Below are 23,936 nucleotides of genomic sequence, written 5' to 3'. Positions count from 1 at the left end.
CCGTAGGGTTTGTGTCGTGAAGCTGTTGCCACTGACCCCCGGGGGCGAGACTCCCGTCCGGGTGCTCACCATCGCGGGCACCGACTCCGGCGGCGGCGCCGGTATCCAGGCCGATACCCGCACCATGGCACTGTGCGGCGTGCACGCCTGCGTGGCGGTCGCGGCGGTGACCGTGCAGAACTCGGTGGGAGTCAGCGACTTCCACGAGATCCCGCCGCATATCGTGGCCGGGCAGGTGCGCGCCGTGGCGACCGATATCGGGATCGGCGCGGTCAAGACCGGCATGCTGGCCTCGACCGCGATCATCGACGCCGTCGCGGCGGTCTGCGGCGAGGTGGGCATCGGCCGCAACGGCAGCATTCCGCTGATCGTCGATCCGGTCGCGGCCTCCATGCACGGCGATCCGCTGCTGCACGAGGAAGCGCTGGACGCCGTGCGCAACACGCTGATTCCGCTGGCCACCGTGGTCACCCCGAACCTCGACGAGGTGCGGCTGATCACCGGTATCGACGTGACCGACGACGCCACGGCCCGGCAGGCCGCGGTGGCGCTGCACAAGCTGGGCCCGCAGTGGGCGATCGTTAAGGGCGGGCACCTGCGCTCCTCCGAATACAGCACCGACCTGCTGTTCGACGGCGCCGACTTCCTGGAGTTCACCGCGCCGCGGATCAGCACCGGCAACGATCACGGCGGTGGCGACACCCTGGCGGCCGCGATCGCCTGCGCTCTGGCCAACGGCTACTCGGTGCCCGAGGCCGTGGAGTTCGCCAAGGAGTGGACCTACCGCTGTCTCGCCGCGTCCTATGACCTCGGCGCGGGCCACGGACCGGTGTCGCCGCTCTGGCGGCTGCACACCGACTGAACCCCATTCCTGTCGGTGGGTGCTGCGACAATAAGGGTGTCGCAAACGCAGCTGACCTCGACGAAGCGGCTCAGCGAGAACACCGTGGTTCGCGTGGTTGCGGCGGACCTCATTCGCTCGCGAAAGCGAGATGCAGTGGCAGATCGGCATCGATGGTGATGCCGTTGAGCCGGGCATTCGCTTCGGCCAGCGCGGAAATGGTTTCCGCGAGATAGGCGACGAACTTTTCGATCGGCATGGCCTGGGTCGACAGCCGATTCGCGCCGAGCCACCAGTCGGTGGCCGAGGCGACCGCGCCGAAGATCGAATAGATGACCAATTCCACCCCGTCGACCTCGACCGCCTTCTCCGCGAGCAGCTCCGCGAACAGATCGGCGGCGCGCTTGGCCGACTGGCGAGCCGATTGCAACGCGCGTTCGGAATCGTCGGACTGCTGCGCGAAATGGCTGTGCAGCATGAACCGGAAGACGTTCGGGTGCTCCGACACCACGAGCACATACTCCGCGGCGCCCCGGCGCACGAGTTCGCGCGCCGAATCGTTGGTCAGGTCGAAACTGGCGATGATCTGTTCCCACAGCATGTCGCGGACCCGGTCGACGATCGCGTTGTAGAGATCGGTCTTGTCCTCGAAATGCCGGTATAGCTTGGGTTTCGCGGCACCGGCCTCCTTGGCGATATCGCCCATGCTGACGTCCGGGCCGAACTTGTCCAGCGCACGGAAGGCCGCGTCCACGAACTCCGCGCGCACCTTCTGCCGGTGTTCGCGCCACCGCTCCGTGCGTGCGTCGACGCGCTTGCGCGGCACCTCGTCCAGTTTTCGCCCGCTGCGCATCACGATTCCGGATGCTACCTGCTACCAGCGGTACCGATGCCATCGTCCGGCCGTTGACCTCGCTCGAGCCGTGGGACCCGGCCCGGACACGGCGGCGAGCATCATCCTCGGTGGCGTACGGCGTCCGCGTGCCGATCGCCACGGACGCTAGCGCCTTTCGCCTCGTGCCGCGCCTGCCCTACGAGGATTCGGCGGCCCGCTGTACCGGCTGGGCACGGAATCACGTTGCCGCCCTTCGGTTCCGCGGCGGCACCGGCGCCGGTGGCGTGAGCAGGCCCGCCGTGATCCGGGCGCCCGCCTGTTTGCAGCGCTCCAGCACCGGGGTCAGTTCGAAACTGTGCACGCCGTCCAGGGCCGCCATCTTCGTCGTGACATAGCGGTACAGGTCATCGGCGGTCGCCGCGGTGAGCACCGCGTAGAGGTTGAACGGCCCGGTAACCGCTGCCGCGTAATCGGTTTCGGGATGCGCGATGAGGGCGCGGCCGACGGCGTCGAGCCGTGCGGGCGCGACGCGCAACCACAGGAAGGCCGACAGGCTCGGCCCCAGGGCGGCAGGGGCGATATCGAGGTCGAAGTAGAGAATATTCGCCGCCTGCAAGGCGGCGATCCGGCGCATCACCCGCCCGGTCGTCAGGCCGGTGGCCCGGGCCAGCGCCGAGTAGCCGGTGCGCCCGTCCCTGGACAACAACTCGACCAGGGCGAGATCCTCCGCACGCAGCCGGAGGTCCGCGTCGGCGTCTTCCGGAACGGCGGTGTCGGGCGCGCTCCGAGCGAATTGCCGACCGCGCCAATCGATCACGTTCGGCCCGACGAATCGGTGCAGCACCATCGCGGCCGTGATGTCGTGCACCGGCGCGGACCGCTGCAACCGCTGGACCAGCAGTTCGTCGCGTTCCTGCGCGCTGCGCGGGTGCAGGGAGAACGACACCTCGGCCCCCGCCGCGGCGATGCTCACCCAGGCCGCGTCGTCGCGGCGCGCCAGCGCCTCCGCCACCTGCCGGGCACCGTCCGGACGGCAGCGCACCCGGATGATCCAGTCGTTCTCGCCGAGCGCGCGTGGGTCGACGGCCCCGATCACCCGCACCACTCCGTCCCGGCGCAACCGGCGGTAGCGGCGGGCGACGGTCTGCTCGGCGACACCGAGCTCGGCGGCCAGTCGATTGAACGCCACCCGGGGATCGAACTGGAGCGCATGCACGATCTGCGCGTCCATCTCGTCCATCAGGGCACTTTTTTCTACCAGCGGGGTGGCCACAAGGAAGAAATCTACGCCCGATCGGCGGCGAGGCGACCGGTCATCGTGTCGCTGCGAATACTCGACGCCGTCTCACCTCCCCCCGAAACCCTGAGAGGACAACGGCTTTGCGAAAATGGCTGCCGCTGCTGACGGTGTGTCTGGGCACCTTCATGCTGCTGATCGACGTCACCATCGTGAACGTCGCACTACCGGACATACGAAACGATCTGGACGCATCGTTCAGCGCACTGCAGTGGGTCGTCGACGGCTACGCCCTCGCGATGGCGGCGCTGATGCTCGGGGCGGGCTCGATCGCCGACCTGGCCGGGCACCGGCACACCTACCTGATCGGCTCGATCGTGTTCGCCTTCGCCTCGCTGCTCTGCGGGATCGCGCCGAATCCGACCGTGCTGGTGGCGGCCCGCGTGGCGCAGGGCGTCGGCGCGACCGCCATGGCGTGCACTACCTTCGCGCTGCTGAACGCCGCGTACGACGGGCGGGACCGAGGCGTCGCCTACGGGGTCTGGGGTTCGGTCGCGGGCGCGTCCAGCGCCGTCGGGCCGATCATCGGCGGGCTGCTCACCGATCTTGCGTCCTGGCGGTGGATCTTCTTCGTCAACCTGCCGGTGAGCGCGGTGGCCATCGCGCTCACCTGCCGCGTGCTCGCCGAACCGGAACGGGCACAGCGCGGCCGCGTCGACCTGGCAGGCATGGCGACGTTCACCGTCAGCGCGGCGGCGGCCACCTACGCGCTGATCCGCGCCGGCGGGCACGGCTGGTCCGACCCGCTCACCTGGGGCTTGCTGCTGCTCGGCGCGGCGGCGCTGGCCGTGTTCCTGGTGATCGAACGGGTCTCGGCGCAACCCGTGCTCGACCTGGCGTTGCTGCGGGACCGCTCGTTCCTCGGCGTGCTGATCGCCGCGGGCACCTTGTTTTTCGGCGCTTTCGGCGCGCTGATGTACACCCAGATCTGGTTGCAATCGGTGCTCGGGCTCAGCGCGATCCAGGCCGGGGCGGCCGGACTTCCGTTGTCCGTCATGGCTTTTCTGGTTTCCGGCAGTATCGGCCGGTTCCTGCACGGCGAGCGTCGCGGTCCGATCATCGCGGGCGGGCTGGGCGCGACGGGTGCCGGCGGCGTCCTCGGCGCGCTGCTGGTGGACGGCGAATCCGGTTGGGTCGCATTGCTGCCCGGGTTCCTGGTGGTCGGCCTCGGCGTCGGCCTGGCCACCGCCACGCTGAGTTCGGCGGCCATGGCGGCGGTGCCGTGGCAGCGGGCGGGCATGGCGACCGGCTCGCTCAATACCGCGCAGCAGCTCAGCTTCACTTTCGGGATAGCCACGCTCGGCAGCGTCTTCACGGCCCGCGCAGGGGAGGTGCTCGCCGCGCACGGCGTACCGGAGCCGCAGGCCGCGGCGCGGGCGGTGGCCGGCGGGCAGTCCGCGATGCTGGTGCAACTGGCGCCCGTGCAGACGCGGGCGGCCCTCGACGAGGCGATCCGGAGCGCGGCCGCGGCGGGCGTGCAGGCGACCCTGGCGGTGAGCGGCGCGGTCGCGTTGCTCGGCGCGGTGGCGGCACTGGGGTTGCTACGTCGTCGAGGTGCGTCGCAGGTGCCCGCAGCCGAAGCCCGGGCACTCACCTGACCTGGGTCGACATCGTTCGGGTGCACCCACGGCGGAGTCGATGAGATCGCTGAGCGAGGATATCGGACGGCCTCGCTCAGCGGCGATCAACGCTTCTTCGGGTCGAGGATGCTCGGATCAGCGGCGGCTTTCGACTTCTTGTCGGCTCGCTTCTCCTTGAGCGACTTTCCGGATTTCTTCGACATCGAGCTGCGCGGAGACTTGTCGGACAAGCGTGGTCCTTTGCTCGCAGGACCTGAACGGCCCCGATACTTCGACCGTACGCTACGCCGAGGGGGTCGCGTACCGCTTCCAGCCCCCAGCAACCTCACAGCTGAGGCCCAGCTCCGTGGCAGCGTGACCGTCGAGGGTGGTCACCATGACCGAGACTGTGACCGTCGCGGCTGCGGAAAGAGCCGAGAAAAGCGGGACACCCGTGCTCGATGTGGTGATCCCGGTCTACAACGAAGAAACCGACCTCGGCGTCTGTGTGCGCAGGCTGCACGCGTATCTGCGCGAGGGGTTCCCCTTCACGGCGCGGATCACGGTCGCCGACAACGCCAGCACCGACGCCACCCTCGAGGTGGCGCGGCTGCTCGCGGACGAGCTGGACGGCGTACGGGTGGTGCACCTGGACGCCAAGGGCCGAGGGCGGGCGCTGCGCGCGGTGTGGGAACACTCCGACGCTCAGGTGGTCGCGTACATGGACGTCGACCTGTCCACCGATCTCAACGCGTTGCTGCCGCTGGTCGCGCCGCTGATCACCGGGCATTCCGACCTGGCGATCGGCACCCGGCTCAGCGCGTCGTCGCGGGTGGTGCGCGGACCGAAGCGGGAATTCATCTCGCGCTGCTACAACCTATTGCTGAAAGCGTCACTGCAAGCCCACTTTTCGGACGCCCAGTGCGGTTTCAAGGCGATGCGCACCGAGGTGGCGCGCCGGCTGCTGCCGCTGGTGCGCGACGGTGAATGGTTCTTCGACACCGAATTGCTGGTGCTCGCCGAGCGGGCCGGGCTGCGCATCCACGAGGTGCCGGTGGACTGGATCGACGATCCGGACAGCCGGGTCGACATCCTGGACACCGCGCGCAAGGATCTGCTCGGCATCGGCCGGCTCGGCCGGGCCCTGGCCACCGGCGCGCTGCCGATGGACGAGCTGCGCCGCGCAGTGGGACGCGAGCCGCTGGTGCCCGGCGTGCCGCTCGGCATGGTCGGCCAGCTGGTGCGCTTCGCGATCGTCGGCGTGCTCAGCACCCTCGCCTACCTCCTGCTTTACGTTGCGCTGCAATCGTTTACCGGCGCGCAGGTGGCCAACTTCCTCGCGTTGCTGATCACCGCCGTCGCGAACACGGCAGCCAACCGGGCCTTCACCTTCGGCGTGCGCGGATCGACCGGCGTGGTCTCGCATCAGTTCCAGGGACTGGTGATCTTCGGCATCGGGCTGGCCCTGACCAGCGGATCGCTGTTCACGCTGCACCATTGGGCGCCGGACGCACCGGTGCACCTGGAGCTGTTCGTACTCGTCGTGGCGAACCTGGTGGCCACCATTCTGCGCTTCGTCGGGTTGCGCTGGGTCTTCCGGAACACACCCGACAGCACGTCCCGGACGGCGGTGGCGGTGCGGCCCGAGACGAGCGACGCACCCGGCGCGACGGTGCTGGGCACCGAGGGAGGAAACCGATGACGGCGACCCTGGCGCCGCCGACCGCGGCACCCGAGCAACCCGCACGGCAGCACGGAAATCGCTGGGAATTACCGGCTTTGGCGGCTCTCCTGCTCGGCACGGGGATCGCATACCTGTGCAACCTGAGCGCCAACGGCTGGGCCAACTCGTTCTATTCCGCTGCGGTACAAGCCGGTTCGGTGTCCTGGAAGGCATTCTTCTTCGGTTCCTCGGATGCCGCGAACTCGATCACCGTGGACAAACCGCCCGCCTCGCTGTGGCTGATGGAGCTGTCGGTGCGCGCCTTCGGCCTGAACAGCTGGAGCATTCTGGTACCGGAGGTGCTGCTCGGCGTGGCGAGTGTGGCCCTGGTCTGGGCGACCGTGCGCCGTCCGTTCGGTCCGGCCGCCGGGCTGCTCGCCGGGCTGGTGCTCGCGGTGACTCCCGTTGCCGCACTGATGTTCCGGTTCAACAACCCGGACGCGCTGCTGGTGTTCCTTATGGTGGCCGCCGCGTGGGCGATCACCCGCGCGGTCGAGGACGGCCGGTGGCGCTGGCTGGTGCTCACCGGCGTATTCGTCGGATTCGGCTTCCTCACCAAGCAGTTGCAGGTGCTGCTGGTGGTGCCGCCGCTCGTGCTGACCTACCTGATCGCCGGACCGCCGAAACTCGGCAAGCGGGTGCTGCAACTGCTGGCAGCCGGGGCCGCCATGGTGGTGGCCGCGGGCTGGTGGCTGCTGGCCGTCGAGCTGTGGCCTGCCGCTTCGCGGCCGTGGATCGGTGGGTCACAGAACAATTCGATTCTCGAACTCACCCTCGGCTACAACGGGCTCGGCAGGCTGAACGGCAACGAGCGCGGCAGCGTCGGCATGGGTGGCGCCGACCTGCCGGCCGGTGGCGGCGGCATGTGGGGCAGTCCGGGCATCACCCGGATGTTCGAGCCCGCGCAGGGCGGTCAGATCGCGTGGCTGATCCCCGCCGCGCTGGTCGCCCTGGTGGCCGGAATCCTGTTGCGCGGCAAAGCCGCCCGGACCGATCGGCAGCGCGCCGGACTGATCCTGTGGGGCGGTTGGCTGTTGGCGACCGGACTGACCTTCAGCTTCATGGCCGGCATCTTCCATCAGTACTACACGGTGGCACTCGCGCCCGCGGTGGCGGCGCTGGCCGGAGCGGGCGCGGTGCTGCTGTGGCGGGAACGGCGGCGACTGTGGGTGCGGCTGATGCTCGCGCTCGCGGTCGGGCTGACCACCGCGACGGCGTGGATGTTGTTGTCCCGCAGCGTCCACTGGCAGCCCTGGCTGCGCTGGACCGTGCTCGTCGCCGGCATTCTCGCGACGCTCGTCGCGCTCGTTCCCGCACGGCGCAAGCTGGCCGTCGTCTCCGCGCTCACCATCGCGTTCACCGGTTTGGCCGGGCCGACCGCGTACGCCGTCGACACCATCGCGACCGCACACGAGGGCTCAATCCCGTCGGCGGGCCCGAATGTCGGCCGGTTCGGGATGTTCGGACCCGGCCCGTGGGGTGAGGGCATGCCCGGTGGCCGCATGCCGCGCGGTGACGGCGGACAAGGTCCTGGACATCAGGGCATGCCGGGCGGCCCGGCAGCCGGTCAGGGCCGCGAGATGCTGGGCGGCCCGGCGGGCGGGTTGCTCGGTGCGAGCAAACCCAGCGACAAGGTCGTCGCCCTGCTGGCGCAGGACGGCAGCACCTACACCTGGGCGGCCGCCGCCATCGGCTCCAACAGCGCGGCAGGGTTCCAGCTCGCCACCGAGCTACCCGTCATGCCCATCGGCGGCTTCAACGGCAGCGATCCCTCGCCGACCCTTGATCAGTTCAAACAGTATGTGGCAGAAGGGAAGATCCACTATTTCATCGGCAGCAATCGCGGCGAACGCGAAGGCGGGCCCGGCGACGGTGGACAATCCACCAGCAATCAGATCACGCAGTGGGTCAAGGACAACTACACCGCCACCGAGGTGGACGGCGTAACCCTGTACGACCTCACCGCCACCCGATAGTCCGCTCGATCCGCACCGGGTCCCTCGCCCGGTGCGGATTGCGCATGCCACCCCGATGTCACACTCGGGCGGGCTGGGTCGTCCTCTCTGTGAACGCGGCAGAACGCGCAGGAACACAGAGGAGTGCAACGATGACGAAGAAGATCGCGGTGGCCGGGGCGACGGGTCGGCTGGGACGGCACGTGGTGGACGTGCTGAACGAGCAGGGCCACGAGGTGGTGGCGTTCTCCCGGAAAGACGGCGTGGACATCGAGACCGGGGCGGCGCTGGCCGCGGCGCTGGCCGGCGTGCAGGTGGTCATCGACGCGTCCAGCACGCCGTCGGCGGACAAGGACATCGCGACCGAGTTCTTCACCGCCGCAGCGCGAAACCTGCACGAGGCGGGCCGGCAGGCCGGAGTCGAACGACTGGTGGTGGTCTCCATCATCGGCATCGACAACGCCACCGGCGGATACAACGCGGCCAAGCTGGCGCACGAGCGCGCGCTCGCGGCGGGCCCGCTGCCGGTACAGATTCTGCGCGCCGCCCAGTTCCACGAGCTGGTCGAGGTGATGACCCAGTGGGGCACGCAGGGTGATGTCGCCTACCTCGCGAACATGCGCACCCAGCTGGTCGCCGCGCGCACGGTGGCCGAAGCGCTGGTGGAGCTGGCCGTCGCCCCGGCGCCCGCGGCGACCGGTGCGCCGATCCCCGAGATCGCGGGCCCGCAGCCCGAGACCATGGCGGGCGCGGCCCGGCTGCTCGCCGCGCGGCGCGGCGCGGCCACTCGGATCATCGAATCCAGCGACCCGGCCAACCCGGATCGCGAGACCTTCGAGAACGGCGGACTGCTGGCCGGCGCACACGCCACCCTCGCAGGCCCCACCTTCGCCGAATGGCTGGCCGACGCCTATCCGGCGAAGTAGGGTGCTACAGCTCGGCGACCAGCTTGCCGTACACCGCGTCTCGGATCTTCGGACTGAGATCGCTCTGGCTGGTGAGCAATTCGAGCATCCGCAGGATCTGCAGGGCGCGCACGCGCTCGGCCAGCTCGGGTTCGGCGGGGTCGAACTTCGCGGCCTCGAGAAATCCGGGCCAGGCGGGCGCCAGCACCTCGGCGCCCGCGAAACCGACCGACCAAGCCCACCACGCGGGATCGAAGAGCGGGTCGGCGAGCCGGACGGACTCGAAATCGAGCAGGCCCGTGATGGTTTCGCCGTCGGTGAGGATATTGACCGGGGTGAAGTCCCCGTGCGCGAGCACCGTGCGACGCTCGGCGAACAGCGCGGGATAGGCCTTCAGCACTTGGTCCAGGTTCGCGCGCTGCGGGCCGGAGAGCTCGGGTTCGAGCCGGGCGGCCCAGCCGCTCGCCTGCTGGGCGAGCCGGGTCGGGGTGGCCCAGAGGTCGTCGAGTTGCAGGCCCGCGGTGGGCAGGCGGCGGAAGGCCGCGAGCAGCAGGCCCATCTCCCGTGCGATGGCCGGGAAACGCGCGCTGTCCGGACCGATCGCGGCGCTGGCCGGGACGGGCACTCCGGGCAGCGCGTCGAAGACGATCCAGGCGGGATCGGCGTCGAGATCGAAGCGGCGGATGCGCGGGATGGCGATGCCCCGCTTGGCGGCGGGCTCCAGCAGCGTGTGCATGATCCGCAACCTGCGCTCGGCATCGTCGGGATCGCGGTAGCGCTGCAGGACCATCCGATCGCCGTCGGCCAGGGTGAGCAGGTCGGTACGGTTCTGGAAGCCCCATTCGGCGGGCGCGCTACCGGCAATCGGCTGACCGAGGGTTTGCTCGAGCCCGCCGTACTCCGCACTGTCCATACGCCAGACCCTAAGGCAAGCAAGGACGGTTGCGCGCGGATCAGCTCAGGTGCGCCGACGACCGCGACCGGCACGCCCCGGTACCCGGCCGCACCGACCCGCGAAAGCCGGTGAAACACACGGCGTTGCCCCTGACTATGGGGGTCGACAAGGCACCGTTTCAGTCAATACCGTGCAGCCGTGAACGAACGCAGTGAGCCAACCGGGTGGCAGTGCACCGCGCGCCCGACGGAACCGAGCGCCGGCGAGGTGGCGTCATGAGTTCGGGCGACGACCGTTTCTTCACTGCCGTCGGCGCTTTCATGCAGGCGCTGTCGGCGCGCGAACCCGAGCAGACCCGGGCCGCGCAAGAGGAACTCATGGCCTCGCTGGACGGGGCGGGTTCCGAGATCATCGTGCGCGGCTGCAAAGCGCTCGCCCCGCTGCTCGACCATGTGCCGCCCGGGGCGCGGCCACAGATCGCGAACATGGTGGGCGCGTACGTGACCAGCGCGGACGATGCGGTGGAGTGCGCACCCGTGATCCTCGCGAATCTGGCCAAATCACTTGGATACGCCCGGCAATTCGCCGAGCAGTGGCGTGACAGTATGGGCACCGAGCCGCCCGACCCGGAGACCACCGACCCCGACTACGCGTGGCTCGACCGGTTCGGACTGGAGCCGCTGATGGGATGGTGGACGCTGCCCCAGTGGGTCTCGCCCGCGCTGGCGATGCTGCAGCATCAGCGGGTGCGAAAGTTGTTCGGGCCCGAGGGTTGTCAGATCCTGGCGCAACGCCACGACGACCTCGCCGAGTGCTCGGGGCGCTGGTTCAAGGAGCTGGCCCACATGTTGGCGCTGCTCGACGACGAACCCTTGGTGGCCCTGCACCGCGAAACCGGGACCGGCTACCTGCTGCGGATGACCGGGATCGCCGACAACTTCCAGCTGCACACCCTGCTCGCCGACGTGCTGCTCGGCGATCAGCACCTGCCCGGCGCGCGCCCGTCGGCCGAGGCGGCGGCGATGTGCCGCGACGCCGAGGGGCAGGCGCCCACCGTCGGCGCATTCAATCTCGTTGCGCCCGAGGGCGATTGGATATGGAACGAGGGCACGCCCGCGGATATCCCGGTGCTCGGCGGGTCCCGGGTGCTGGTGCTCGATCCGCCGCCGTACGAGCGCCACTGGCCCGCGGGCCGCTACTTCCCGTTCGTACCCGCCGATCTCGTGCTGGAGCGGGCCCTCACCGCCGACGAGGCGGCTCGATGGTTCGAGCACGTTCGCCCGGCGCACGGCCCGACCGGCGAATCGCCCGCGGTGCCCCGGGAATCGCAGGCGGACAACTGATCTCAGCCGCGGGCGTGCAGCGCCTCGTGCAGCGTCGCCGCCCACTGCTGCACGATGTCCTTGCGCCGCGCGGAGTCGTCGGTGAGCACGTCGGCCAGGCCGAGCCCGCGCGCCATGTCCAGCGTGGCCTGGACCAGATGATGGGTGACCGGATCGGAGTCGTCCACCCCGAGCGCCTCCACCGCGCGCCGGTGCGAGATCCGGCCGAACTTGGCTTCGAGCGGGACGATTCGCTCCCGCAGCGCCGGATCGGCGGCCGCGTGCGTCCACACCTGCAACGCCGCCTTGAACAGCGGGCTGGTGTACGACTCGACCAGCCCGGCGACCACCGCCTCGGTGCGGCCGACCCCGCTGGCCACCTCGGCCATGGCCACCGCCTCGTCCTTGGCCTGCTGGGTCCTGGTGTCGAACATGTACTCGAGCGCGGCGGTGATCAGATCCTCCCTGGTGGGGAAGTGATGCTGGGCCGCGCCCCGGGACACCCCCGCCCGCTCGGCGACCACCGCGACCGTCGCCGCCGCCCAGCCCGTTTCGGCCAGGCAGTCGATGGTCGCCTCCAGCAGGCGCTGCCGGGTGGCTCGGCTGCGGTCCTGCTTGGGTTCGTGGGGTGTCGCCATGAGGGCTATTCTGCCCAGCTCGCGGGACGGCGCTGCAGGAAGGCCAGCATGCCCTCGTGCACCTCGGGGGTGCCGAAGAAGCTCGCCGAGCGTTGCGCGAGTTCCTCGGCCGAGGTGTCGAACTCGGCCAGCATGGCCGCGTTGACCAGCCGCTTGCTCTCGGCCAGCCCCTGCGGCGAGCCTTTGCGCAGCTCCGCGCGCAGCCGCGCCACCTCGGCCACCGGATCGGCCGCGGCGGTGCTGATCAGCCCGATCTGCTCGGCCACCGCGGCATCGAACTTCTCCCCGGTCAAGAAGTAGCGCGACGCCGCCCGCGAGCTCAGGCGCGGCAGCAGGGTGAGCGAAATCATGAACGGGGCCAGCCCGATGCGCACCTCGGTGAGCGCGAAACTACTCGTCGGCCCGGCCACCGCGATATCGCAGGCCGCGACGATGCCCATCCCACCGGCCCGCACGTTGCCGTCGATCTGCGCGATCACCGGCTTGGGCGTGGCGATCAAGCGGCGCAGCACGCCGATCATCACGCGGGTGCGCTCGTCGGCGGCCACCGCGGGATCGGCGTTACTGGCCTCGGACAGGTCGGCGCCCGCACAGAACGTGTTGCCGGTGTGGGCGAGGACGATGCCGCGCACCTTGTCATCGGCCGCGGCCGCATCGAGGCCCTGCAAGAGTTCGGCCACCAGCTTCGACGACAGCGCGTTGCGGTTGTGCGGCGAATCCAGCGTGAGCGTCGCGAAACCGTCGGCGACGTCGTAGCGGACGTAGGGCGCGGTGGATGTCTCGGTCATCGAGTCTCCTGTCGCCCCGCCGGGGGTACCGCGCTCGGCACCCCCGGCGGGCGGACGTGGTCAGTAGGACTTGGGCAGGCCGAGCGAGTACTGCGCGACGAAGTTCAGCACCATTTCCCGGCTGACCGGGGCGATCCGGCCGATGCGCGCGGCGGCCAGCATCGCGGCCAGGCCGTACTCCTTGGTCAGGCCCGCGCCGCCGTGGGTCTGGATGGCCTGATCCAGCGCCTTGATACTCGCCTCCGCCGCAGCGTATTTCGCCATGTTCGCGGCCTCGGCGGCACCCATCTCGTCGCCGAGGTCGTAGAGCGTCGCGGCCTTGCGCATCATCAGCTTGGCCAGCTCCAGCTCGATTTTCACCTGCGCCAGCGGATGCGAGATGCCTTGGTGCGCACCGATCGGCGTCTTCCACACCGTGCGCTCCTTGGCGTACTCCACCGCACGATCGATGGCGTAGCGGCCCAGGCCGATCGCCATCGCGGCACCCATCACCCGCTCCGGGTTCAGACCGGCGAACAACTGCATCAGCGCGGCGTCTTCCTTGCCCACCAGCGCGTTCGCCGGCAGCCGCACGTCATCGAGGAACAGCGTGAACTGATGATCCGGCTCGATGATGTCCATTTCCTGCGGCGTCTTGTGGAAGCCTGCGGCATCGGTCGGCACGATGAACAGCGCGGGCTTGAGCTTGCCGGTCTTGTGATCCTCGGTACGCGAGACGATCAGCACGGCCTCGGCCTGATCCACCCCGGAGATGAAGATCTTGCGGCCGTTGAGGATCCACTCCTCGCCGTCGCGGCGCGCGGTGGTGGTGATCTGGTGCGAATTGGAACCCGCGTCCGGCTCCGTGATGCCGAACACCATTTTGCCGCTGCCGTCACCGAGTTTGGGCAGCCAGGTCTGCTTCTGCTCGTCGGTGCCGTACTTGGTGATGATGGTGCCGCAGATGGCCGGGGAGACCACCATCAGCAGCAGCCCCGCGCCCTGCGCGGACAGCTCCTCCATCACCAGCGCCAGCTCGTAGAGCCCCGCGCCACCGCCGCCGTACTCCTCCGGCAGATTCACCCCGAGGAAGCCGAGTTTGCCTGCCTCGTCCCACAATTCGGTGAGCGGCTCGTTGGCGCGGGCTTTCGGCAGCACGTAGTCGCGATAGTTGTACTTCGCGGCCAGCGCCGCAACAGCCGTTCTCAGCGCTTGCTGTTCTTCAGTCTCGACAAAGCTCATTCAGGACTCCTGGTGTTCGTTGCTCTCGGCGGGATCGACGACGGCAAGGACGGCGCCTACGTCGACCTGCTGGCCGACGGTGACATTGACGGCGCTGAGCACGCCGGCGGCGGGGGCGGCGATGGTGTGCTCCATCTTCATCGCCTCCAGCCACAGGATGGGCTGGCCCTGTTCGACCCGGCTGCCGACCTCGGCGCCGAGCCGGATCACGCTGCCGGGCATGGGCGCGAGCAGGGAGCCGGTGGCCACCTGGTCGGCCGGATCACTGAAGCGCGGCAGTTTGCGCGCGCTGACCGGCCCGAGCGGCGAGTCCACGCACACCAGATCGCCGTACCTGGCGACGGCGAAATGCCTACGGACCGAGCCTCTTTCGCCCGGCACCGCGAGCACCACGCGGTCGGCACGCGATTCGACGAGTTCGAGCCCGTCGTGGCCGTCCACCGCGACCACCCCGCGGGTGTAGCGGTAGCCGATATCGTGCGTGCCGCTGGTACGGCTCTCGAACAGCTTGTGCGTCGACTGCGACGGCAGGTTGCGCCAGCCGCTGGGCAGTCCACCGCCGGCCCGGGCGGCGACGCGGTTCGCCGCGGCGTCGGCGAGCGCGGCCGCGACCAGCGACAGCGCCTCGTCGGCTTCGGACACCAAAGGCGCTGCCAGCGTGTCCAATCCGTGCGTGCCGAAGAACGCGGTATCGGTGTCCCCGGCCAGAAAGGCCGGGTGACGCAGCACCCGGACCAGCAGGTCGCGGTTGGTCACCAGGCCGTGGATCTTTGCCCGGTGCAACGCGGTCGCCAGCAGCCGCGCCGCCTCGTCGCGGGTTTCGGCGTAGGAGATGACTTTGGCCAGCATCGGGTCGTAGTGCACGCCGACGACCGAACCGTCCACCACGCCGGTGTCCAGCCGGATGCCCGGACGGTCGAGCAGATCGAATTCGGTACGCACCAACGGGATGTCGAGTCGGTGCACAGTGCCGCTCTGCGGTTGCCAGTCCTGCGCCGGATCCTCGGCGTAGAGCCGGACCTCGATCGAATGCCCGTGCATCGCAGGCGGTTCCGACGGCAGCGCGGCGCCGTCGGCCACGTCGAGTTGCAGGCGAACCAGATCCAGGCCGGTGGTGCACTCGGTGACCGGATGTTCCACCTGCAAACGGGTATTCATCTCGAGGAAGAAGAATTCGCCGCGCTCGTCGGCGAGGAATTCCACCGTGCCCGCGCCGGTGTAATCGATCGCGCCGGCGGCCAGCCGCGCCGCCTCGAACAGCCGCTCGCGCATCCCTTCGGTGCGCTCGACCAGCGGCGAGGGCGCCTCCTCGACGACCTTCTGGTGCCTGCGCTGGATGGAGCATTCGCGCTCGCCGACCGCCCAGATGGTGCCGTGCGTATCGGCCATCACCTGCACCTCGATATGCCTGCCGGTTTCGAGGTACCGCTCGCAGAACACCGTCGGATCGCCGAAGGCCGACTCGGCCTCGCGCCGCGCCCCTTCGAGCTGCGGGGTCAACTCCGCCAGGCTGCGGACCACCCGCATGCCGCGCCCACCGCCGCCCGCGGACGCCTTGATCAGGACCGGCAGATGATCCTCGGTGACTTCGGCCGGGTCCAGCTCGGCGAGCACGGGGACGCCCGCGGCGTCCATCATCTTCTTCGAGGCGACCTTGGAGCCCATCTGCTCGATCGCCTCGACCGGCGGGCCGATCCAGATCAGCCCCGCCGCGAGCACCGCCTTCGCGAAATCGGCGTTCTCGGACATGAATCCGTAGCCGGGGTGTACGGCGTCGGCGCCCGCGGACAGCGCCGCCTCGATGATCAGATCACCGCGCAGGTAGGTTTCGGCCGGGGTGTTGCCGGGCAGCCGGACCGCCGAATCCGCCTCCGCCACATGCGGGGCGGCCGCGTCCGCGTCCGAATAGACCGCGACGGTGCTCAGACCGGTCCGCCGGCAGGTGGCGAACACGCGGCGAGCGATCTCACCCCGATTGGCAACCAGGACACTCGAGATTGGCATCTGATCCCTCACATTCGGAAGACGCCGAAGCCGTCGGCGCCCTTGATCGGGGCATTGTGAATGGCCGACAAGGACATTCCCAGCACGGTGCGGGTATCGCGCGGATCGATGACACCGTCGTCGTAGAGGCGACCGGACATGAACATGGCCAGCGACTCGGCCTCGATCTGCGCCTCGACCATGGCGCGCATCCCGGCGTCGGCCTCCTCGTTGAACGGCTGACCCTTGGCCTCGGCCGACGCCCGGCTCACGATCGAGATGACACCGGCCAGCTGCGCGCCACCCATCACGGCGGATTTCGCACTGGGCCAGGCGAAGACGAAACGTGGGTCGTAAGCCCGGCCGCACATGCCGTAGTGCCCGGCGCCGTAGGAGGCGCCCATGAGCACCGAGATATGCGGCACCGTCGAATTGGACACCGCGTTGATCATCATCGCACCGTGCTTGATGATGCCCTTCTGCTCGTACTCTTTGCCGACCATGTAGCCGGTGGTGTTGTGCAGGAACAGCAGTGGCGTGTCGGTCTTGTTCGCCAGCTGGATGAACTGGGTGGCCTTCTGCGATTCCTCGGAGAACAGCACGCCCCGCGCGTTGGCCAGGATGCCGATCGGATAGCCGTGCAGCTCCGCCCAACCGGTGACCAGGCTGCTGCCGTACAGCGGCTTGAACTCGTCGAAATCGGAGCCGTCCACGATGCGCGCGATCACCTCGCGCGGGTCGAACGGGATCTTCAGATCCGAGGGCACGATGCCGAGCAGATCCTCGGGGTCGTACAGCGGCTCGAGCACGCTCGGGCGCGGCGCCGGGCCCTGCTTGCGCCAGTTCAGCCTGCGGACGATGGCGCGGCCGAGCCGGATCGCGTCCTGCTCGTCGATCGCGTAGTAGTCGGCCAGGCCCGAGACGCGGGCGTGCATATCGGCGCCGCCGAGCGATTCGTCGTCGGACTCCTCTCCCGTCGCCATCTTGACCAGTGGCGGTCCGCCGAGGAACACCTTGGAGCGCTCCTTGATCATCACTACGTGATCGGACATGCCGGGAATGTAGGCGCCACCCGCGGTCGAGTTACCGAAAACCAGTGCGATGGTGGGGATTCCGGCCGCGGAGGCGCGGGTGAGGTCGCGGAACATGCGACCGCCGGGCACGAAGACTTCCTTCTGCGTCGGCAGGTCCGCGCCGCCGGACTCCACCAGCGAGATCACCGGCAACCGGTTCTCCCGCACGATGTCGTTGATCCGCAACGTCTTTCGCAGCGTCCACGGGTTCGACGTGCCGCCGCGCACGGTCGGGTCGGGCGCGACGATCATGCATTCGACGCCCTCCACGATCCCGATGCCCGCGATGGTGCTCGCGCCGACGTGGAATTCGCTGCCCCACCCCGCCAGCGGGCACAGCTCCAGGAACGGCGAATCCTCGTCGACGAGCAGCTCGATCCGCTCGCGCGCGGTCAGCTTGCCGCGCTTGCGATGCCGGGCCAGCTTCTCCGGCCCGCCGCCCGCGATCGCCTTGGCGAACTCCCCCTCCACCTCGGTGAGCTTGGCGGTCATGGCGTCCGCCGCGGCCGCGTAATCCGGCGACGCGGTGTCCAATGTGCTGCGCAGGGTGGTCAAGACTGGTACCCCAATCGTTTGGCGGCAAGGCCGGTCAGGATTTCGGTGGTGCCACCGCCGATGCCGAGGATGCGCATGTCGCGGTATTGGCGTTCGATCTCGGATTCGCGCATGTAGCCGAGGCCGCCGAACAGCTGGACCGCCTGGTTGGCCACCCATTCGCCCGCCTCGACGGCGGTGTTCTTGGCGAAGCAGACCTCGGCGATCAGGTCGGTCTCGCCGTTCGCGCTGCGCTGGGCCACATCCCGGGTGTAGACGCGGGCGACGTCGATGCGCCGCGCCATCTCGGTGACCGTGTTCTGCACGGCCTGCCTGCTGATCAGCGGGCGGCCGAAGGTTTCCCGGCTGCGCACCCAGTCCAGGGTGAGATCGAGGCAGCGTTGCGCGCTCGAATACGCCTGCACCGCAAGGCCGACCCGCTCGCTGACGAACGCGCCCGCGATCTGGAAGAAGCCGGAGTTCTCCGCGCCGACCAGGTTCGCCGCAGGCACCCGGACGTCCACGTAGGACAGTTCGGCGGTGTCGGAGGCGCGCCAGCCCATCTTGTCCAGCTTGCGGCTCACGGTGAAGCCCGGCGTGCCCTTCTCCACCACCAGCAGCGAAATCCCTTGCGAACCGGGGCCGCCCGTGCGGACGGCGGTGACCACGTAGTCGGCCCGGCAGGCCGAGGTGATATAGGTCTTGGCGCCGTTGACGATGTAGTGGTCGCCGTCACGGCGCGCGGTGGTGGTGAGGTGGCCGACATCGGAACCGCCGCCGGGCTCGGTGATGGCGAGCGAGCCGATCTTCTCCCCCGCCAGCGTCGGGCGCACCCAGCGCTCGATCTGCTCGGGGTTGCCCGCGGCGATCATGTGCGGCACCGCGATACCGCAGGTGAACAACGAGGCGAACAAGCCGCCGGAGGCCCCCGCCTGGTGCAGTTCCTCGCAGACGATCATCGCGTCGATACCGTCACCGCCGGAACCGCCCGCGGATTCCGGGAATTGGATGCCCAGCAGGCCCAGCGCACCCGCCTTCTTGTGCAACTCGCGCGGGATCTCGCCGTCGCGCTCCCACTCGTCCATATAGGGCAGGATCTCGCGCTCCGCGAAACTGCGCACCGTGGCACGCAATTCGCGCCGCTCAGGAGTATTCCAACGCCCACCCGTCGCCCGACCGCCGCCCCCGACGGAATCGCTTCGCGATACTGAATTCATAGAAACTCCAATGGAATGTCGAGATGACGGGACCGCAGCCATTCGCCGAGTCCTTTGGCCTGTGGGTCGAATCGGGCCTGATAGGCGACGCCCTGTCCGAGCAGTCCCTCGATGATGAAATTGACCGCGCGCAGATTGGGCAGCATGTGCCGGGTCACGGACAGCGTGGCGGCCTCGGGCAACAGCTCTTTCACCCGGTCGACGGTGAGTGTGTGTACCAGCCAACGCCATTGGTCCTCGGTGCGCACCCAGACACCGACATTGGCGTTGCCACCCTTGTCGCCGCTGCGCGCCAGCGCGATGCTGCCGAGCGGTGCGCGCCGGGTTTCCTTGCCCACCAACGGTTCCGGCAGCGCGGGCGCGCTTACCTCGGCCAACGCCAGCGTGTCCGCGGGGGGCGCGATATCGGTGCGTGAACCATCCGGCAGCACCGCGACGTGCGGCACCTCGGTGGCCGCGACGTAGCCCGGCGTGTACACCCCGTAGGGCGAGCCGTTGCCGGGCAGCGTGGTGAAGCTGCACCCCGGGTAGCTGGCGAGCGCCAATTCGACGGCGACGCTGGAGAAGGCACGGCCCACCTTGTTCGGGTCGGCGTCGCGCACCACACAGCGCAGCAGCGCGCTGGCCTGCTCCTCGGTGTCGGCGTCGGGCCGGTCCAGGCGGGCCAGTGTCCAGTCCAGCTCCGCGGGCTTGCTCGGCAGCCAGGACTCCAACTGCCGCTGCGCCAGTTCGGCTTTCGCCTCGATATCGAGTCCGGTGAGGATGAAGGCCATCTCGTTGCGGAAGCCGCCGAGGGTGTTCAGCGAGACCTTCAGGGTGTCGGGCGGGGCCTCGCCGGCGACACCGCTGATCAGCACCCGGTCCGGGCCGTCTGCGGCGAGTCGCACGGTGTCCAGCCGGGACGTGACATCCGGCCCGGCGTAGCGCGCGCCCTGGATCTCGTACATGAGCTGCGCCGCGACCGTGTCGACCGTGACCGCGCCGCCGGTGCCCTCGTGCTTGGTGATGACACTGCTGCCGTCCCTGCGGATTTCGGCGATCGGGAAGCCGGGCCGGCCGAGATCGGCGAGTTCGGTGAAGAAGGCGAAGTTGCCGCCGGTGGCCTGGGTGCTGCACTCGATCACGTGCCCGGCCACCACCGCACCCGCCAGTTGGTCGTAATCGGTTCGGCCCCAGCCGAAGTGGGCGGCCGCCGGGCCGACGACCACCGACGCGTCGGTGACCCGCCCGGTCACCACGATATCGGCGCCGGCGTGCAGGCATTCGACGATGCCCCAGGCACCGAGGTAGGCATTGGCGGTGAGCGGGGCGCCGAGGCCGAGTTCGCTTGCGCGCCCGACCAGATCGTCGCCTTCGACGTAGGCGATCTTGGCGTCGAGGCCGAGGTCCGCGGCCACCTTGCGCAGTCGCTCCGCGAGCCCTGCGGGATTCAGACCGCCTGCGTTCGCGACGATCTGCACGTTGCGTTCCAACGCCAGCCCGAGGCAGTCCTCGAGCTGCTTGACGAAGGTCTTGGCGTAACCGAGGCTCGGGTCCTTCATCCGGTCCCGGCCGAGGATCAGCATGGTCAACTCGGCGAGGTAGTCCCCGGTGAGCACGTCGAGCTGCCCACCTTCGAGCATCTCGCGCATCGCGCTGAACCGATCACCGTAGAAGCCGGAACAGTTGCCGATCCGGAGGACCTCCGGATTCGCGGCCAGCGTACTCATCAGCGGGTATGCCTCCTCTGCGGTGCCGGACCGGCAGGGCGCAGCCGCGTGCCGCACCCGTGAAGTCCGCGTTCCGGGTTCAGCATCACACCGCGCACAGAAAAAAGCAAGCGCGCGTGCTTGTTACTCGGCTGTGGGTCAGATCACCGCAGGAAGCGCGTGCGAAGCGAGTCATCAGGACAGAGCACAATGGGCCCCGTGTCTACTGATGTCACCGTGATTCTCTTGATCGCCCTGGCCGGATTCCTGCTCGGCGGGGCGTATACGACGTGGAAGACCGCGCGACCGCTGTCGATCGCACTCGGGGTCTGCGCGGTACTCGCCGCGGCGGGCGGCATCACCTGGTGGATCGGGTCCTGACTCAGTTCTCGGACAGCCGGAAGATGCGCAGGTCCTCGGGGACCCCGCTGAGCGGCGCGGCGAAGAAGCTGCGGCGGTACGGCTTCACGACATAGCCCAGTTCCGCGAGCGTCTCCGGCTGCAGCGACTGCAACGTCGCCTCGGACAGCATGGTGTTGCCGTTGCCGCCCGCCTCCATCACCCGGGCCGCGATGGTGACGTCCACGCCGAGCCAGTCGCCGCCGATCTCCCGCGGCGAGCCGGTGTGCAGGCCGATCCGCATCTGCGGGCGGTAGTCCCGCACCTTCACGTCGGCCAGGTTGCGTTTGGCGTTGATCGCGGCGCGCACCGCGCGCTCGGCGGACGGGAACACCGCCATGACGCCGTCCCCCATCCGCTTGACCACCTGACCGCCGCGCTCGGCGATCGGCGGCTCGATGGCCTTGGCCACACGGCGGAGCAACTCCAGGGTCGCCTCGTCGCCCGCGGACAGCGACCAACTGGAGAACGCGACCAGGTCGGTGAACATGACGGTTATCTCTTGGTTACCTTTGCCGCGGCCGACACGCTCCAGCATCGCCTGCCAGACCTGCAACGCGCCGAAGCCGATCTCCCTGGCCGCGCTGGGGGTGTCGCCGACCAGCTTGTCCGCGGCACGCGCGACGGCCCGCGCGCCACCGGGGCCCGAAACCGACAGCGGGTCACCGAAAGAAGGATCACCGGGCAGCTGCTCGCGCGCTTTGCGGAGCACTCCGATGAGATCTTTCCGGTTGTTCGCCGCGTTCATCAGCGTGGACAGCTGACCTTTGCGCAGCCCCGCGCGGGAGCGGCGGATCGGGCCGTCCGCGTCCGCGGGTACCAGCGGGATGACGACCTCGGGCGGAAGGGCATCCTCGCCCTCCGAATCCGACCCGGGCGCAGCACCGCCGGAAGGTGTTTCGCTCACGTGCAGAGGGTATCTCAGCCGTCCCGCGGCTGGTGGATCGCTGATCATGGCCACCTTGCTACCTCCCGACGGACGCAGCGGGCACGACATTGGGGCCGCCGACGGATAACGAGCTGGTTGCTGGTTCGAACTGTACCCGCGGATCCGGCCCCGCTGAAGCGACGTGATTCACAGTTTCCGCGATGTTCACAGTGCCCGCCGACCGGCCATAATGCCCTCGGCCGAAACCTCATCGACCCGGCACGAAGGGGATTCGCACCGGGCCGATGAGCACACCGTCCACCGGGCAGTGGCGGGCGGTGCAGGGGCGCGCGGACCTCCCGACAAGGTCGGCGCCCCGACCCGAGTGGCGAGGGAAGGCGACTCGGGTAGTTCCAGGTCAGGCGTCGCGCTGGTTCACCAGGACCAGTGCGGCGCCGTAGACGATCGCCGTGAAGGCGGCGAAGTAGAGCAGGCTGCCCCACGGACCCCAGTGCCAGTTGGCGCCGGAATCCGAGACGCTCAGGAAGTGGCTGGCGTTCTGGAACGGCAGGAACGGTCCCACGTTGCGCCCGAAGCTGCCGAATGCGCCCAGCAGCGGCTCGATCAGCAGCGACCACAGCACGATCAGCGAGATCGCGGCCGCCGACTGCCGGACCAGCACACCGACGCCGATCGCGACGGCGATCATGAGGAAGGCGTAGATCGGGATGCCGTAGACCGCCCGCCACTGTCCGTCCAGGGCCAGATCGGCGTTCGAGGCCGAGCCCGCGATCGCCTTGGCCACGCCGACGGCGAGGAAGGCCAGGATCGTGGTGAGCACGGCGCTGAAGACACCGACCAAAGCGGTCTTGGTCAACAGCACCTTGGTGCGGTTGGGCACCGCCTGGAACGTGGTCCGGATGACGCCGAAGCGGTACTCGCTGGTCACGGTCAACGCGGCCATGATCATCAGCACCATCACGCCGAACCCGACGACACCCGAGGTCGCGGTGCTCACGTCCAGATTCGGCGTGCCCTGCGCGGGCTCGTCCCCGGAGGACTTGACCACCAGCGAGAACAGCGCGGCTAGGCCGAGACCGAGTGCGACGACGACCGCCGAGCACCACCAGGGCGACCTGGTCGAGGTGAGCTTGATTCGTTCTGCTGCCAGCACGCCCATCAGAGCGCACCTCCCATCGCCTGATCGAGGCCTTCGCCGTGGTACTGCACCGCGCCGCCGGTCATCCGCATGAACGCTTCCTCCAGCGAGGCGCGCTGCGGCGCGAGCTCGAACAGCGTGATGTCGTTCGCGCCGGCCAGTTTGCCGACCGCGTCGCTGGCCACACCGGCCACGACCAGCGCGGGACCGTCCTGGCCGCTGCCGTCTTCACGCACGGTCATGCCGTTGGAGGTGAGCAGGCTGCGCAACTGGTCGAGCTGCGGGCTGCGCACGCGCACCGACTGTTCGGAGGCGCGCTCGATGAATTCCTGGGTGGTGGTGTCGGAGATCAGCTGTCCGCGCCCGATCACCACGAGGTGCTCGGCGGTCTGCGCCATCTCCGAGAGCAGGTGGCTGGACACCAGCACGGTGCGGCCCTCGGCGGCCAGGCGCTGCATGAACCGGCGGATCCACAGGATGCCCTCCGGGTCGAGGCCGTTGACCGGCTCGTCGAACAGCAGCACCTGCGGGTCGCCGAGCAGCGCGCCGGCCAGGCCGAGCCGCTGCGACATACCGAGCGAGAAGCCGCCCGCGGTCTTGCCCGCCACCTCGGACAGGCCGACCAGCCGCAGCACCTCCTCCACCCGCGACTTCGGGATGTCGTTGGAGGCGGCCATCCACTCGAGGTGGGCGCGCGCCGAACGGTTCGGATGCACCCACTTGGCGTCGAGCAATGCGCCGACGGTGCGCAGCGGATGGTCCAGTTCGCGGTACGGCTTGCCCAAGATGTGCGCGGTCCCCGCGGTGGGCTTGTCCAGCCCGAGGATCATTCGCATCGTCGTCGACTTACCGGCGCCGTTCGGGCCCAGGAACCCCGTCACCTGTCCGGGTCGAACGGTGAAGGAGAGATCCTGAACCGCGACGGTCTGCCCGTAGTGCTTGGTCAGCCCTCTCAGCTCGATCATGATGACCAGCATTCCCGAAAATCAGGCGACGCGCGTCACCAGAAGGTGTCGATTTCGATCATCCTCGAGGA

General features: G+C 69.1%; 21 protein-coding genes. 7 read left to right on the top strand and 14 right to left on the bottom strand.

Going from position 1 to position 23,936, the window contains the following annotated elements; genetic code table 11:
• The first annotated feature begins 16 nt into the window (after window positions 1-16).
• Window positions 17-862: a bifunctional hydroxymethylpyrimidine kinase/phosphomethylpyrimidine kinase gene (gene thiD / locus TY25_RS25895; RefSeq protein WP_042260135.1), complete on the top strand. Its 846-nt coding sequence runs from the start codon at window positions 17-19 to the stop codon at window positions 860-862.
• Between the two features lie 109 nt (window positions 863-971).
• Here the strand turns inward: thiD and TY25_RS25890 are convergent, their stop codons facing one another.
• Both TY25_RS25890 and TY25_RS25885 read right to left on the bottom strand, forming a co-directional pair.
• A complete protein-coding gene (locus TY25_RS25890; protein ID WP_042260134.1) occupies window positions 972-1,694 on the bottom strand; it encodes a TetR/AcrR family transcriptional regulator in 723 nt (240 codons plus the stop codon).
• Window positions 1,695-1,914: 220 nt separating this feature from the next.
• Complete coding sequence (locus tag TY25_RS25885) at window positions 1,915-2,916, bottom strand: Lrp/AsnC family transcriptional regulator (RefSeq protein WP_052383195.1); 1,002 nt, start codon at window positions 2,914-2,916, stop codon at window positions 1,915-1,917.
• A gap of 140 nt (window positions 2,917-3,056) precedes the next feature.
• Between TY25_RS25885 and TY25_RS25880 the strand changes: the two genes are divergently transcribed.
• A complete protein-coding gene (locus TY25_RS25880; RefSeq protein ID WP_042260129.1) occupies window positions 3,057-4,571 on the top strand; it encodes an MFS transporter in 1,515 nt (504 codons plus the stop codon).
• Between the two features lie 86 nt (window positions 4,572-4,657).
• Here the strand turns inward: TY25_RS25880 and TY25_RS44495 are convergent, their stop codons facing one another.
• On the bottom strand, window positions 4,658-4,783 hold the full coding sequence (locus tag TY25_RS44495) for a hypothetical protein (protein ID WP_256656702.1): 126 nt from the start codon (window positions 4,781-4,783) through the stop codon (window positions 4,658-4,660).
• 146 nt (window positions 4,784-4,929) lie between these two features.
• On the opposite strand from TY25_RS44495, the gene TY25_RS25875 reads away from it, so the two are divergent.
• The 3 genes from TY25_RS25875 (at window position 4,930) to TY25_RS25865 (ending at window position 9,136) form a co-directional block, all read left to right on the top strand.
• Window positions 4,930-6,234 carry a bifunctional glycosyltransferase family 2/GtrA family protein gene (locus TY25_RS25875; RefSeq protein ID WP_042260245.1) on the top strand — a complete coding sequence of 435 codons (1,305 nt, stop codon included), beginning with the start codon at window positions 4,930-4,932 and terminating at the stop codon, window positions 6,232-6,234.
• Window positions 6,231-8,231, top strand: a complete 2,001-nt coding sequence (locus TY25_RS25870; RefSeq protein ID WP_042260126.1) for a glycosyltransferase family 39 protein — start codon at window positions 6,231-6,233, stop codon at window positions 8,229-8,231. The genes TY25_RS25875 and TY25_RS25870 overlap by 4 nt, the downstream gene beginning before the upstream one ends.
• A 131-nt stretch (window positions 8,232-8,362) precedes the next feature.
• The gene (locus TY25_RS25865; RefSeq protein ID WP_042260124.1) at window positions 8,363-9,136 is read left to right on the top strand and encodes an SDR family oxidoreductase; all 774 of its coding nucleotides are present in this window, start codon (window positions 8,363-8,365) and stop codon (window positions 9,134-9,136) included.
• A gap of 4 nt (window positions 9,137-9,140) precedes the next feature.
• Here the strand turns inward: TY25_RS25865 and TY25_RS25860 are convergent, their stop codons facing one another.
• Window positions 9,141-10,028: a phosphotransferase family protein gene (locus TY25_RS25860; protein ID WP_042260123.1), complete on the bottom strand. Its 888-nt coding sequence runs from the start codon at window positions 10,026-10,028 to the stop codon at window positions 9,141-9,143.
• A gap of 257 nt (window positions 10,029-10,285) precedes the next feature.
• Here TY25_RS25860 and TY25_RS25855 point away from each other — a divergent pair, with 257 nt between their 5' ends.
• Window positions 10,286-11,353: a hypothetical protein gene (locus TY25_RS25855; protein WP_042260122.1), complete on the top strand. Its 1,068-nt coding sequence runs from the start codon at window positions 10,286-10,288 to the stop codon at window positions 11,351-11,353.
• A 2-nt stretch (window positions 11,354-11,355) separates the two neighbouring features.
• Here TY25_RS25855 and TY25_RS25850 read toward each other — a convergent pair whose 3' ends face one another.
• From TY25_RS25850 to TY25_RS25820, 7 genes are read right to left on the bottom strand one after another with little or no spacing between them, the layout of a single operon-like run.
• Window positions 11,356-11,970 (bottom strand): TetR/AcrR family transcriptional regulator, encoded by a 615-nt coding sequence (locus TY25_RS25850; protein ID WP_014988785.1) that lies wholly within the window; start codon window positions 11,968-11,970, stop codon window positions 11,356-11,358.
• A gap of 5 nt (window positions 11,971-11,975) precedes the next feature.
• Window positions 11,976-12,758 carry an enoyl-CoA hydratase family protein gene (locus TY25_RS25845; RefSeq protein ID WP_014988786.1) on the bottom strand — a complete coding sequence of 261 codons (783 nt, stop codon included), beginning with the start codon at window positions 12,756-12,758 and terminating at the stop codon, window positions 11,976-11,978.
• Between the two features lie 60 nt (window positions 12,759-12,818).
• Entirely contained in the window at window positions 12,819-13,979 is a 1,161-nt protein-coding gene (locus TY25_RS25840; protein ID WP_042260120.1) for an acyl-CoA dehydrogenase family protein, read from the bottom strand.
• The gene (locus tag TY25_RS25835) at window positions 13,980-15,983 is read right to left on the bottom strand and encodes an acetyl/propionyl/methylcrotonyl-CoA carboxylase subunit alpha (protein WP_042260119.1); all 2,004 of its coding nucleotides are present in this window, start codon (window positions 15,981-15,983) and stop codon (window positions 13,980-13,982) included.
• A gap of 8 nt (window positions 15,984-15,991) precedes the next feature.
• Window positions 15,992-17,590: an acyl-CoA carboxylase subunit beta gene (locus tag TY25_RS25830; RefSeq protein ID WP_042260116.1), complete on the bottom strand. Its 1,599-nt coding sequence runs from the start codon at window positions 17,588-17,590 to the stop codon at window positions 15,992-15,994.
• On the bottom strand, window positions 17,587-18,786 hold the full coding sequence (locus tag TY25_RS25825; RefSeq protein WP_042260114.1) for an acyl-CoA dehydrogenase family protein: 1,200 nt from the start codon (window positions 18,784-18,786) through the stop codon (window positions 17,587-17,589). The genes TY25_RS25830 and TY25_RS25825 overlap by 4 nt, the downstream gene beginning before the upstream one ends.
• Window positions 18,783-20,495: an acyclic terpene utilization AtuA family protein gene (locus TY25_RS25820; RefSeq protein WP_042260112.1), complete on the bottom strand. Its 1,713-nt coding sequence runs from the start codon at window positions 20,493-20,495 to the stop codon at window positions 18,783-18,785. Before TY25_RS25820 ends, TY25_RS25825 begins: the two co-directional genes overlap by 4 nt.
• A gap of 189 nt (window positions 20,496-20,684) precedes the next feature.
• Between TY25_RS25820 and TY25_RS43430 the strand changes: the two genes are divergently transcribed.
• Window positions 20,685-20,855: a CG2302 family histidine operon protein gene (locus tag TY25_RS43430; protein ID WP_014988792.1), complete on the top strand. Its 171-nt coding sequence runs from the start codon at window positions 20,685-20,687 to the stop codon at window positions 20,853-20,855.
• A 1-nt stretch (window position 20,856) separates the two neighbouring features.
• On the opposite strand, the gene TY25_RS25815 is transcribed toward TY25_RS43430, so the two are convergent.
• From TY25_RS25815 to TY25_RS25805, 3 genes are all read right to left on the bottom strand, one after another.
• Complete coding sequence (locus tag TY25_RS25815) at window positions 20,857-21,621, bottom strand: adenylate/guanylate cyclase domain-containing protein (RefSeq protein WP_052383194.1); 765 nt, start codon at window positions 21,619-21,621, stop codon at window positions 20,857-20,859.
• 538 nt (window positions 21,622-22,159) lie between these two features.
• Complete coding sequence (locus TY25_RS25810; RefSeq protein ID WP_014988794.1) at window positions 22,160-22,921, bottom strand: ABC-2 transporter permease family protein; 762 nt, start codon at window positions 22,919-22,921, stop codon at window positions 22,160-22,162.
• Entirely contained in the window at window positions 22,921-23,865 is a 945-nt protein-coding gene (locus tag TY25_RS25805) for an ABC transporter ATP-binding protein (protein ID WP_014988795.1), read from the bottom strand. The genes TY25_RS25810 and TY25_RS25805 overlap by 1 nt, the downstream gene beginning before the upstream one ends.
• Window positions 23,866-23,936 lie beyond the last annotated feature (71 nt).

This window comes from Nocardia brasiliensis NBRC 14402, from assembly GCF_000308475.2.
Lineage (GTDB): Bacteria > Actinomycetota > Actinomycetes > Mycobacteriales > Mycobacteriaceae > Nocardia > Nocardia brasiliensis.
This window is presented reverse-complemented; position numbering and strand designations above follow the sequence as displayed.

Bases quoted from the DNA above. Each gene is read 5' to 3' on its own strand.
- TY25_RS25805 (WP_014988795.1), bottom strand. From the start codon at position 23,865: ATGATCGAGCTGAGAGGGCTGACCAAGCACTACGGGCAGACCGTCGCG.
- TY25_RS25845 (WP_014988786.1), bottom strand. From the start codon at position 12,758: ATGACCGAGACATCCACCGCGCCCTACGTCCGCTACGACGTCGCCGAC.
- TY25_RS25815 (WP_052383194.1), bottom strand. From the start codon at position 21,621: ATGAACGCGGCGAACAACCGGAAAGATCTCATCGGAGTGCTCCGCAAA.
- TY25_RS25850 (WP_014988785.1), bottom strand. From the start codon at position 11,970: ATGGCGACACCCCACGAACCCAAGCAGGACCGCAGCCGAGCCACCCGG.
- TY25_RS25810 (WP_014988794.1), bottom strand. From the start codon at position 22,921: ATGGGCGTGCTGGCAGCAGAACGAATCAAGCTCACCTCGACCAGGTCG.
- TY25_RS25835 (WP_042260119.1), bottom strand. From the start codon at position 15,983: ATGCCAATCTCGAGTGTCCTGGTTGCCAATCGGGGTGAGATCGCTCGC.
- TY25_RS25860 (WP_042260123.1), bottom strand. From the start codon at position 10,028: ATGGACAGTGCGGAGTACGGCGGGCTCGAGCAAACCCTCGGTCAGCCG.
- TY25_RS25855 (WP_042260122.1), top strand. From the start codon at position 10,286: ATGAGTTCGGGCGACGACCGTTTCTTCACTGCCGTCGGCGCTTTCATG.
- TY25_RS25840 (WP_042260120.1), bottom strand. From the start codon at position 13,979: ATGAGCTTTGTCGAGACTGAAGAACAGCAAGCGCTGAGAACGGCTGTT.
- TY25_RS25870 (WP_042260126.1), top strand. From the start codon at position 6,231: ATGACGGCGACCCTGGCGCCGCCGACCGCGGCACCCGAGCAACCCGCA.
- TY25_RS25875 (WP_042260245.1), top strand. From the start codon at position 4,930: ATGACCGAGACTGTGACCGTCGCGGCTGCGGAAAGAGCCGAGAAAAGC.
- TY25_RS25885 (WP_052383195.1), bottom strand. From the start codon at position 2,916: ATGGACGAGATGGACGCGCAGATCGTGCATGCGCTCCAGTTCGATCCC.
- TY25_RS43430 (WP_014988792.1), top strand. From the start codon at position 20,685: ATGGGCCCCGTGTCTACTGATGTCACCGTGATTCTCTTGATCGCCCTG.
- TY25_RS25865 (WP_042260124.1), top strand. From the start codon at position 8,363: ATGACGAAGAAGATCGCGGTGGCCGGGGCGACGGGTCGGCTGGGACGG.
- TY25_RS25825 (WP_042260114.1), bottom strand. From the start codon at position 18,786: ATGAATTCAGTATCGCGAAGCGATTCCGTCGGGGGCGGCGGTCGGGCG.
- TY25_RS25820 (WP_042260112.1), bottom strand. From the start codon at position 20,495: ATGAGTACGCTGGCCGCGAATCCGGAGGTCCTCCGGATCGGCAACTGT.
- TY25_RS25890 (WP_042260134.1), bottom strand. From the start codon at position 1,694: ATGCGCAGCGGGCGAAAACTGGACGAGGTGCCGCGCAAGCGCGTCGAC.